This window comes from Anaerotignum sp. (assembly GCF_031981185.1).
GTDB lineage: Bacteria > Bacillota > Clostridia > Lachnospirales > Anaerotignaceae > Chakrabartyella.
The window spans coordinates 27,351-38,254 of record NZ_DALYUL010000027.1 but is presented as its reverse complement, the minus strand read 5'-3'; the positions used below and the strand labels follow the sequence as shown (position 1 = coordinate 38,254).

Annotated in this window: 10 protein-coding genes; 5 read left to right on the top strand and 5 right to left on the bottom strand. The window is 39.3% G+C overall.

The genetic code is table 11. From position 1 onward, the window contains the following. The 3 genes from RTK36_RS13825 to RTK36_RS13815 form a co-directional block, all read left to right on the top strand. The coding region (locus RTK36_RS13825; protein ID WP_312047827.1) for a hypothetical protein at positions 1-338 on the top strand (338 nt) is incomplete at its 5' end. A gap of 141 nt (positions 339-479) precedes the next feature. Beyond that, entirely contained in the window at positions 480-833 is a 354-nt protein-coding gene (locus RTK36_RS13820; RefSeq protein ID WP_312047826.1) for a hypothetical protein, read from the top strand. Continuing rightward, entirely contained in the window at positions 830-1,450 is a 621-nt protein-coding gene (locus tag RTK36_RS13815) for a hypothetical protein (RefSeq protein ID WP_312047825.1), read from the top strand. The genes RTK36_RS13820 and RTK36_RS13815 overlap by 4 nt, the downstream gene beginning before the upstream one ends. Before the next feature lie 134 nt (positions 1,451-1,584). Here the strand turns inward: RTK36_RS13815 and RTK36_RS13810 are convergent, their stop codons facing one another. Both RTK36_RS13810 and RTK36_RS13805 read right to left on the bottom strand, forming a co-directional pair. Further along, the gene (locus RTK36_RS13810; protein WP_312047824.1) at positions 1,585-1,950 is read right to left on the bottom strand and encodes a VOC family protein; all 366 of its coding nucleotides are present in this window, start codon (positions 1,948-1,950) and stop codon (positions 1,585-1,587) included. A gap of 27 nt (positions 1,951-1,977) precedes the next feature. Further along, positions 1,978-3,558 carry a hypothetical protein gene (locus tag RTK36_RS13805; protein ID WP_312047823.1) on the bottom strand — a complete coding sequence of 527 codons (1,581 nt, stop codon included), beginning with the start codon at positions 3,556-3,558 and terminating at the stop codon, positions 1,978-1,980. A 365-nt stretch (positions 3,559-3,923) separates the two neighbouring features. On the opposite strand from RTK36_RS13805, the gene RTK36_RS13800 reads away from it, so the two are divergent. Continuing rightward, the gene (locus tag RTK36_RS13800; protein ID WP_312047822.1) at positions 3,924-5,663 is read left to right on the top strand and encodes an ABC transporter ATP-binding protein; all 1,740 of its coding nucleotides are present in this window, start codon (positions 3,924-3,926) and stop codon (positions 5,661-5,663) included. Positions 5,664-5,848: 185 nt separating this feature from the next. On the opposite strand, the gene addB is transcribed toward RTK36_RS13800, so the two are convergent. After that, positions 5,849-9,235 (bottom strand): helicase-exonuclease AddAB subunit AddB, encoded by a 3,387-nt coding sequence (addB, locus tag RTK36_RS13795; protein WP_312047821.1) that lies wholly within the window; start codon positions 9,233-9,235, stop codon positions 5,849-5,851. Positions 9,236-9,368: 133 nt separating this feature from the next. Between addB and RTK36_RS13790 the strand changes: the two genes are divergently transcribed. Then, positions 9,369-9,782 (top strand): FMN-binding protein, encoded by a 414-nt coding sequence (locus tag RTK36_RS13790; RefSeq protein WP_312047820.1) that lies wholly within the window; start codon positions 9,369-9,371, stop codon positions 9,780-9,782. Between the two features lie 110 nt (positions 9,783-9,892). On the opposite strand, the gene RTK36_RS13785 is transcribed toward RTK36_RS13790, so the two are convergent. Both RTK36_RS13785 and rsgA read right to left on the bottom strand, forming a co-directional pair. Beyond that, entirely contained in the window at positions 9,893-10,315 is a 423-nt protein-coding gene (locus tag RTK36_RS13785; RefSeq protein ID WP_312047819.1) for a DUF523 domain-containing protein, read from the bottom strand. 176 nt (positions 10,316-10,491) lie between these two features. Continuing rightward, positions 10,492-10,904, bottom strand: a 413-nt coding sequence (gene rsgA, locus RTK36_RS13780) for a GTPase RsgA (RefSeq protein ID WP_312047818.1), incomplete at its 5' end; no start/stop codon positions are given.

Below are 10,904 nucleotides of genomic sequence, written 5' to 3'. Positions count from 1 at the left end.
GAAGGGAGTGTACTATCGCGAGTCTAGGAGGTGAAATGATGAATCAGGATGAAGTTTCGGAAAAATTAGTTGAAGTGGATCAAAGAAGCAAAAGTAACAAAGACAGACTAGACAAATTAGAAGAACGTCAGGATAACCTGGAGCAACTAACAAATGCTTTTTCTGTGATGCAAAAAGAGCAAGAATATATTAAGGAAGATGTGCGTGAAATTAAGGCTGATGTTAAGATTTTAGCTGAAAAACCAGTAAAGCGTTGGGAAAGTGTCGTGGAGCGTGTCATCACAGTTGCGGTAGGGGCGATGGTGGGATATCTTTTGAGTGGAGGCCAACTGCCATAAATGAAACAGATATTTAGGGTGGATGATACGAATTGCGGTTTGATATTAACTATTAACTTTTATGTCGAACTAGGTGTGCTCGTGGATAATTTAAAAGTGGAAAAAGGTAGACTGTACTGAAATTATGAATGGGGGATCATTATGAATTGGTTCATTGAAAACTGGTTTTTACTTGTAGTGTTAGTGGCAGGATTATGCTGTGTTGGTGTCTTTATATTTAATTTTGTAAAAAAACCAACACAGGAGCAAATTAAAACAATGAAAGAATGGTTGCTATATGCCTGCATAGAAGCAGAAAAAGAATTGGGTGGTGGAACAGGGCAACTGAAGCTCAGGTATGTATGGGATTTATTTATTTCTAGATTTCCTGCAGCAGCCAAGGTGGTTACCTTTGAGATGTTTTCTGCGTGGGTAGATGCAGCGTTAGAAGAAATGAGAACGCTGTTGACACAGAACAAGGCAATAAGAGAGGTTGTAAAGGGGGAAGATGTATGACAGGTGAACAGTTAGTGGCTTTTGCACGCTCAAAACTGGGAACGCCCTACGTATATGGAATGAAGGGGGCAGTTATGACTCAGGCCAATTTTAATTATTTACAGGGACAGTTCGGCGTGAAGCTTGTATGGAATAGTGACGAAAAGAAGGTTGGTAAGGTTTGCGTGGACTGCTCGGGGCTGATTTCATGGGCTACAGGGATTGTTTTAAGTTCTGCTCAGCTATTTGAAAAAGCAATCCGAAAGGAGCTAATTGGCACTATAAAAAAAGCACCAGTTGGTGCTTTGGTATGGAAAAGTGGACATGTAGGAATTTATACTGGTCTGGTAGGAAATATTCCTCATTATATTGCTGCAGATGGTTCAGCATATGGTGTGCGCGAAGTGCCTCTAAGCCAGAATAGCTTTACCCATTGGCTATTAATGGATTATATAAACTATGATAAGGAGGATGATGAAGTGGTAACAAGAGAAAAGATAATTGTAGATGGTAAAGAAATTGTTGTAGATCTAATATTTAAGAACGGAACCAACTATGTTAAAATTCGAGATGTGGGGGATGCTTTGGGGTACGAGGTGAGCAATCAAGGCAAGATTCCCGTACTACAAAAGAAATAAATAAACTTATGCGATTTTTAGAATAGTATGGATACTAACATGAAATATTTGCTCAACACAGAAAAGCAGGAATTATAAGAACTTCCTAATAATTCCTGCTTTTATTGATTTACATAATGATACGATGAAGCCAGTTACCCTTTTGGGATGATTTCGATCCAATAGTTATCGGGATCACTGATAAAATAAATTCCCATTTCGTGGTTTTCGAAGCAGATACAGCCTAATTCTTTGTGCTTTTGATGGGCTGCGTCAAAATCTTCTGTTTCAAAGGCGAGGTGAAATTCATTTTCACCTAAGCTATAGGGAGCAGTTCTTTCTTTTAACCAAGTTAATTCCAAATTGAAATCAGTTATTCCATCTCCCAAGTAAACCAGTTTCCAGCTGCCATCGGGAGATTCCAATCTTCGAACCTCTTTTAGTCCAAGGGCTTTCTCATAAAAATTCATGCTTTTTTCTAGGTCTATGACATTAAAATTATAGTGATTAAATGTGAACATATTCCGCCTCCTTTATCTTATGTGTTATTAGTGATGCTTGTGGTCATGGTCATGTCCACAGTTGCATTCATGCTTGTGCTCATGGTCATGTCCGCAGTTGCAATCGTGTTTATGATCATGGTCATGCCCACAGTTGCAATCGTGTTTATGCTCATGTTCGTGGTTATGGTCTTCTTCTTGGTTAGTAATAGACTGATAGCCGTTATCGGCAAAAACCATACCTACCTTATCTACAATTAAAACCCGTTGCTCTTCGGTGGACACATTGTCTATTGCATCCATGATGCGTTGCATAATATCCTGAACTGTGCAAACAGGTGGCAATGCGCCCATCAAAGTTTGCATGGCTATTTTCCTTGTTTGTACAGGGAGAGTGTCGAAGCTGTTTCTTGTATTTTCTATAAAAGCATCAAATAAGCAGTTCTTTTCTTCTTGCGTAGCTGGAGGCAAGTCGCTTGGCAGGTCAAAACGAAATAATTCGTCATTAAGACTACCAAAGAAGCATTCCCGTATAAACTCTTCGGTCATAAGAATTTTCTTTGTATCCTCGTGAAAACCTTCAAATGAGCCGATTTTTTCCAGAAGTTCATACTCTTGCCGACCGATTTCATTTGCTCTATCAATGACTGGTTCTACAGCTTTTTCTAGCTGTTCATTTAATGTGTCTAAATAAGCAGCTCTTTCCGTTGCATTCCACTCTCCGCCCACAAATTCGCACACAGCGTGGTATAAATCGGCATAGGCTGCATCTTTTTGAGTTAGCTCAGCAAAGCTATAGTTTAGATACAACACAAGAATGCAGGAATTAATATCATGAAGAATACAAGAGAAATATTCTTCTACTTCTTCCAATACTTCAAACAATTCATTTAGATCACCATAAGCTTCGCCCAGGGCAACATCTTCCATTTTATGTGGCAAAAGCATGCGTTTAGTACCTAAAGCTTCAGCGATTTCTGGGAAATATTTCCCGTAGAGAGGATTTGTTTCGGGGCAACAAAAGCCCTCAAAGGTTTTTAAGGACATCGCAATAAATTCTTTGCTTTCCTCAGTAAAAGCGGCGTTTAGGCACTCTTTCACTTCTGAATAAAACTTGTCCCTGGTAATGAAAAGGGGAATACATTTTAATAACTGACTCATGTAGCTTTTTTGAGCCAAAGTTTGATCTGCACTTTCCATGAAAGCATGACAATCTGCAAAAAACAAAGACCATTCCACTTGCTTTTCAGTAACCTTGTCCTCAATATATTTTCTCAGAGCAATTTGATCATTAATGGTTGTGGAAATAATGTTCCATTGAGAAAAATAACTATATACCGTTTCATAGATGGAAAGAAGGCGTTTTTTAAGAGAAATACAGTTTTCTAAAACTGCAATACGCCCATCGGTAATACCATCTAATATGTCTTCTAAGTTTAAAAGATAGCCACGAATTTCCTTCCTGATGTCAGCAATATCTTGGGGAATTTCGTAAGGAAGTGGGGCCATGCGCTGTTCCTCTTCTTCCATGGCGCTTATTAAAAGTAGCAACAGGCTACCTATTGCTTGCTGATAAATATATTCCGCCGAAAGTGTTTTAATTTGTTCCTCTGATGCAAGATTTGACAAAAGAAGATCTCCTTTCTGAATTCAAAATTACAAAATAAGTTTCCCATCTATTATATAGGGTTTTAATAAAAAGTACAACGATACTTTTAATGCAAGTGAGGCGTTTTATGCTAAAAAAACCTATTTATAGCGTAGGAGTTGGTTTCTTCAGATGATGGTAAAGAGAATAAAAGATATAAAGCGTAAATTTGCAAAGTAATTTATGATACATATAGAAGGATTTTAAAAAAGGAGTGTAAAATTTTGGCGTTATTGTTATAATGAAACGGATACAAGAATTTTTTTAGAACGAAATGCAGAATAATATTGCTTTAAGGACACAGTGGTAGGATTTACGAGTAATTAAAAAGGAGATACAGAATACTATGAGGCTATTTCAAAAATTTACAAAATATTATAAGCCATATCGCTTTTTATTTTATATGGATTTATTTTGCGCACTAATTGTTTCAGCCATTGATTTATCTTTTCCGTTGATTCTAAATATTTTAAATCGCGGCGTTTTTCTAGGCGAAGGCCAGAACATCATAAAAACCATTGGCGTTGTGGGCGTTTTATTACTGTGCATGTATGTGGTGCGTTATTTTGCCCAGTACTTTATTACTTCTTGGGGGCATATTATGGGTGCCAGAATGGAAAGTGATATGCGACAGGATTTGTTCTCTCATTTGCAAAAGCTGAGTTTTTCCTATTATGATAAAAATAACACAGGGGATATGATGTCTCGCATCGTTTCCGATCTTTTTGATATATCCGAGCTTGCTCACCATGGCCCAGAAAATATTTTTATGTCAGTGCTAAAGATAACTGGTTCTTTTATTATTTTGTTTCTATTAAATGTGAAGCTTACGTTGATTTTAATTGGCGTTACCATAGTCATGATACTATTTTCCTACTTTAGAAACAAAAAAATGCGCGCGGTTTTTATGGATAACAGATTAAAAATTTCAGGGGTGAATTCCCGCGTGCAGGACAGTCTTTCGGGTATCCGCGTTGTGAAATCTTTCGTAAATGAGGGATATGAAAACGAAAAATTTCAAGAAAGTAACCGGACTTTTTTAGAATCTAAAAATAGAAGTTACCGCACCATGGGTGGTTATATGGCGGGGAACTCTTTTTTTCAAGGACTTTTTTACACCATTATTATTGTGGTGGGCGGGATTTTGATTGCAAAGGATGAACTTGTTACTACTGACCTTGCTCTTTATGTTTTGTATGTCAATATTTATATGAATCCCATTGAACTTTTGCTGAATTTTACCGAGCAATTTCAGAAAGGTTATGCGGGATTTCGTCGTTTTATAGAGGTTCTTGATACAGAGCCGGAAATTGTTGATGCAGTTGAAGCAACAGAGCTGGTTGAAGTAAAGGGCGATATTGCATATCGAGATGTATCCTTTAGTTATGATGACTCTGTAAAAGTTCTGAATCATATGAGTGTGCAAATCAAAGCAGGGGAAACCATGGCTTTGGTGGGGCCATCCGGAGGCGGAAAAACCACTTTTTGTTCCCTATTACCCCGTTTTTATGATGTGACGGATGGGGCAGTGCTGATTGATGGAAAAGACATTCGTTCTTTAACATTGGAATCGCTACGCTCTGCCATCGGCATTGTACAGCAGGATGTTTACATTTTTTCCGGCAACATTCGAGATAATATTGCTTATGGCAGACTGAATGCATCGGAGGAGGAAATCCATGAGGCTGCTAGAAATGCCAATATCCACGAGTTTATTCTCTCTCTTCCTGATGGTTATGATACGTATGTGGGAGAGCGGGGCACTAGACTCTCGGGAGGACAGAAGCAAAGGATTGCTATAGCCCGGGTGTTTTTGAAGAATCCCAAAATTCTGATTCTTGATGAGGCTACCTCTGCCCTTGATAATGAAAGTGAAAAGTATATTCAGGAGTCTTTGGAAAGGCTTTCGAAAAATAGAACCACAATCGTTATTGCCCATAGACTCAGCACCATTCGCAATGCTGATGAAATTGTAGTTTTGACAGATGAGGGAATTGCGGAGAGAGGAAAACACCAGGAGCTTTTGAAAAAGAACGGAGTATATGCTCGCTATTACAACATGCAATTTGAGGGTATTGAGAATTGAGATTGATTGGGATACTATTCTGTGTATAATTAATACAAATTAACCTCAAAAATACGAGGGAACTGTCGATTCCCAAAAGGATTAAACAAAAGGAGTAAAAGGCTGATTTAGAGATTTATTATCTCTAGAATCAGCCTTTTTTGGTTTGTTTATAGGGAAGAATGAAGGAACTATCGATTATCCCTTCATTCTTCAATCATATCCCAAAAATCCTTTTTTGCTACTTTCTTTAAATTACGCCACTTGGGCTCGTCTTCATAGTCGTTCCGGCAAATAGATTTGAAACGGCAATATGTACAAGGGGTTTGATCATTCTTTCGATAGGGCGAAGGGGCTATGACACCACTTTGTATGGAATTTCCCAGCGCTGCCCCTTGATTGACAACGAAGGAAAGGAGCTTTTTGTATTGTTCTTCATCAGCTAGATAAGCGGTGGAAGAGGGATCTCCTTTTTTTGTATATCCAACGGGGACGATGGCAGAGCTTTTCCCTTTGGTATCCTCCAAAAAAACATGGTCAAGGCCTTGAATTACCGACTCATCCTCTAAAATCAAACCTGACATTTGCATTTTTTGATATAAGGCTTCTTCGATTTCCTCAGCACTCATTTCTTGATTAAGCGACAGGTTGGGATCTGTAATTCTAAAATAAAATACACCGCCTGGTTTCAAGGGTGTTTCCGTTTGTTCATGATGTTTTAAATAAGCATCTAAATAAACAAGCAACTGAAGCTGCAAGCCGTAATAGATATCTTGAAAGTTAAAGGCTTTGGAGCCAGATTTGTAGTCAATAATTTTAGCATAACGCTTTCCGTGGGCATCTAAAAGATCCACACGATCAATTTTTCCCGAAAGCACCAATTCTTTTCCCTCGGCTAATTGGATGACAATGGGAGGGAGTACTTCGTGATTGCCAAAGCCGATTTCATAACCGGCGGGTACAAAATCTCCGCTTTTCAAATGTCGAACCAAGGTCCAAGCGGCACGGGCAGAAATACGTTTCAGCCTTCGGATGAGATATTGGTTTGCCGCAGAGTCCATTAAAACTGCTTCGCCTAATTTTGGTGCGGCAAGGTCAACGGCTGCATGAATCATTTCTTCCGTTTTTTCCTGAGACAAAGAATCCAAAGGAATATTTTCTGCTTGGATTTTATTGGAGAATAGCTCCAATACCTCGTGGAACAACAATCCTAAATCGGGGGTGTGCAGTTGATAAAGCTTCCGTTCTGTTGCTTTAAGTCCATATTCAGCAAAGTAGGAAAAGGGACAGGCGGCAAAGCGTTCTAAACGGGATACACTGGAGAATATTTTTTCTCCGTATAAGAGTTTGATTGTTTTTACAGAAAGACGTTCTTGCTTTTTTGTGGTGATAAAACCTTTGCGCAGTAAGGACAACCGTTTTTCCCATATTGGCTCAGTAGCAAAAAAATTATAAATATCCTGCCAAAGAGGCTCCATTGGTGCACTTTTTTTGTGGCTGCGCATTTTTTCACCTAGCAGATGAAAAACAGAGGAAGGAACCATTTCTTCCAGTTGGAACAAAGAATAAGATTCAATCTGTAGTGCGCTGTCCATTCGGCAAAGGCGATCAATGAGGGTTGAGGGTAAAAGGGCTTTTCCCTCCGTGTTGCCGTTTGCAAAGGTTAAAAACAAGCCGTGGGAAGGGCGAGTAAGCCCACGATAAATTAAAAACTGTTCCTCAAAGGCTTTTTGCTTTCCGCCGCTTGCCAATTCCATTCCTGTTTCTGTTAAAAGCTGACGCTCCCCTTCGGTAAAAATTCCTTGGGGTTGAGAAGGAGAAGGCAGGACGCCTTCATTTACGCCAAGGACAAAAAGGTATTTGATTTCCGGAAGGCGGGAACGCTCAATATCTCCAACCACAAGACAATCGGCGGTGGGGGGGATAACGCCCATAGTACACTTTTGAAGGCCGGCAGAAAGTATTTTTGCAGCTTCTCCAATGGTCATCGTCTCTTCACCCAAAATTTCCGTTGCTTTATCCAGCACTTGTAGAAGAAGCTGCCATATCTGTCGATGCTCCTCCGCCTTAGATGGGTTTCCGTTTTTTATGGATTCTTCCGTCCATGTCAAAAGGGTCTCGGCAACGTGAAGGGCATCTAAATGCTGAAACACAAGGGAAATAAATTCCTTTAGGGGAAGTTGTGCTTTTCTTTTTATTTGCAAAAACGGCTGGAAAGGTTCCAAAAATCGTTTCCGTAAAAGGTTCATATATTTGATTGTCTCTTCGCCTTCTTTTTTTAAACCATATTCCCAGTACTCTTTTTGCCACTTATAGCCCTTAATTCCATAGGCAAGAACATAATTTTCTAAGGCATCCTGCTCTTCGTAGGAAAAAGGAATTAGGCCGGATTTCAAATAGGAAAACACATTTTCATATTTGAAATCGTAAATGAACAAATCCAACAGCGCTGTCACCATAGTAATCAATGGATGGGAAGTAATTTCCCTTCGACTGTCTATAAAGCAGGGAATGCCATATTCACGCAAGATGCTCCGTAGGCTTTTCTCGTAAGCACCCATAGCATTGGTTACAATGGCAATTTCTTTATAGCGCAGACCTTGTTCACGCACAAGGCGGACGATTTTCCCCGCTGCAAATGCAATTTCCTCTTGCTTGGTTGGGCAAGCGGTAATAGTGATGCTGTCTGCCAGACTACATTTTTTATGATAACCTTGAAAATAGTACTTTTCTAAGGATTTTAATGCCTCTGTCTTTGCTCTGAGGTTTTCGGAAAGAAAAACCGGCGATTCCAAAGGAATACCATTCTCTTCAGCAACCCGTACCAATTTGTTTTTTGTGGTGTATGGTTCGTAAAACGGTGCTGATGGAGGTAAAAAAGAAGAAAAAAAACTTTTTTCATCCATTGGTAGCGTAATGGTCACTTGAGTGGAAAGCTTTAATAAATTTTCAATTACAGCATATTCTTGAGGGGTAAAGCCGTAAAAACCATCAAGCCATACTTCTGTTTCTTGAAAAGGTTTTGCTACAGAAAGCTGTGCTGCCAAAAGGGAAAGTGTTTCATCCCCTGAGATATACTCCTTTTTTGTGAAATTGATATAGGCATCATAAATTTTTGCCAAGTCTGAAAGCTTCTCTGTCACACCTTGAGTGAGCTGGTTTCCATGAGCTTTCTCCAGAAGCTGGCTAGGCTCGATGTAATATTGAAAAAATTCAGAAATTGTTAGACTAAGCTGATCGATAAAACCGGTTTTATTCATTACATTGCGGAAAAAGGAGAGATTTTCTTTTTCATCCAATAGAACCTTCTGTAAAGCCATGGATTTTCCGATGTCTCCCAGAGGAACCTTTTGTCCTAGTCCATTTTTTGAAAAGGTTTGGTGGGCTAAGCGACCAAAGCTTAGTACTTCGGCCAAAAGAATGGCATTTTGAGGGCTGTGGGCAATCAAATCACGCTCTGCCTGAGAGGTAAATTGTTCAGGCACAATATAAATTTCCCGACCAACGCCAGATTTTTGCTTTTTAATAATTTCATCCATGCAAAGATGGGTTTTTCCTGTACCGGCGGTGCCGATGATAAAGCGCAATGCCATTAGGGTATCCTCCTTTTTCTTAACATGATACCCAACTGTTAGCTTTTTTTCAAGGCAAACTTGTACAGGGGAATAAAGGGGAAGTGACAAACATATGGTAAGATTAAGGAAATGTATTCTAGGAGGGAGTAAGGTGGGCGGCACGAAATTTGTGGTAGTAAAGTTAAAGGAGCTCATCAAGACGGTAGTGTTTGCTGTGTTGGGCGTCGTTATTTTGGTTGGGCTGATTTGGTTTTTCTTAAGCTTGGGGAATAATGATTCAGGTACATATCGGGATGGGGTATACCATACGCAGGTAGCCTTGGGTAGTGAAAATGCAATGGTTTCCGTTACTGTTGATGATGGGAAAATTGCAGACGTTGCATTATCCGAGGTTTCTGAAAGCACAATGGTATTCTATCCTCTTTTGCAATCGGCGGCGGATGAGGTTTGCAAAGAGGTTGTCAAGACCCAATCCTTGACCATTCAAGTTTCTGAGAAAAACGCATATTCGGCACAGGCAATTTTAGAGGCAGTAGCAAAGAGCTTGGATGAGGCAAAGAAATAAAGAGGAAAGATGAGTTTTTCTCTTTAGGGTGTCGGTTTTGCCGACACCCTTTGTACGTTTCTTAATAAGGTTCATATCAGAAGGTGGGGGGATTCCTGCCTTTTTGTGTTTTATAGATGAATGTCTTCACAATCCTTTACGGTTATGCCTGCTTCCCTCAAGGTTTTTACAAAAAGGCCTTCTCCTTTTATTAGCTTACCTTGAAAGGTTCCGTCGTAAATCTGATTTACACCACAGGTTGGACTTCTTGATTGCAAAATTGCCAATTCTATTTCTTTTTCTTGTATTTGCTCCATGGAAGCAGCAACACCTTTTAAAAATTCATTGGTCACGTCCTTTCCATTTTTGGTCATAAAAATGCCATCAACTTTCTCCACGCTATCTCTGGGACAGCCCAGTCCCCCAAGTAGCTCCGGACAGATGGATATCACATGATGACCCTCTATAAAATCTAAAACATTTTGATTATAGTTATTATCTCCGTTGTATTTACAATTTTGCCCAATCAGGCAAGCGCTGACCAAGATGTTCATGATAAGCCTCTTTTCTCGAATAATATTTTCATTTAGCAAGAGCATCCGCAAATACGGATGCTCTTTCGTGTATATTTACTTACAAAAAACATAAAGATGAATTTCAAATTAGTTTTGCATGATATAACAATTAAGTTTTGTAATTCATATAAGCAATCTTTTCAATTTGAAACATCTTAATGTCGTCCACTTTTCTTTAAGCTTTTGATGTGATGTTTCGCTTTTTTCATGCCACCAACTTCACGAAACATTTCATTCAGCTTTTTTTCTTCGATTTCTTTTGAAGAAAGACCTTCATAATCTGTTTCTCGCTTTAATTTAAAATAGTTTTGTAATCGTCGGCTCTCAAGGTTACCCTCAGAAATTGCTTTTTGTACAGCACAACCGGGTTCATTGGTGTGAGAGCAATCTCTGAATTTACAGTGATTTGCCAGATCCTCGATATCTGCAAAAGTTTTTTCCATATCAGCATGGGCAATACCCAACTCCCGCATACCCGGGGTATCAATAACGATGGCACCATTGGGTAGTAAAAACATTTCCCGTCCTGTGGTGGTATGGCGACCTTTATCATACTGATCAATCTCTG

Excerpts from the sequence above, each read along its gene's own strand:
- RTK36_RS13785 (WP_312047819.1), bottom strand. The coding sequence starts at position 10,315 with ATGAACATCTTGGTCAGCGCTTGCCTGATTGGGCAAAATTGTAAATAC.
- RTK36_RS13815 (WP_312047825.1), top strand. The coding sequence starts at position 830 with ATGACAGGTGAACAGTTAGTGGCTTTTGCACGCTCAAAACTGGGAACG.
- RTK36_RS13820 (WP_312047826.1), top strand. The coding sequence starts at position 480 with ATGAATTGGTTCATTGAAAACTGGTTTTTACTTGTAGTGTTAGTGGCA.
- RTK36_RS13800 (WP_312047822.1), top strand. The coding sequence starts at position 3,924 with ATGAGGCTATTTCAAAAATTTACAAAATATTATAAGCCATATCGCTTT.
- addB (WP_312047821.1), bottom strand. The coding sequence starts at position 9,235 with ATGGCATTGCGCTTTATCATCGGCACCGCCGGTACAGGAAAAACCCAT.
- RTK36_RS13810 (WP_312047824.1), bottom strand. The coding sequence starts at position 1,950 with ATGTTCACATTTAATCACTATAATTTTAATGTCATAGACCTAGAAAAA.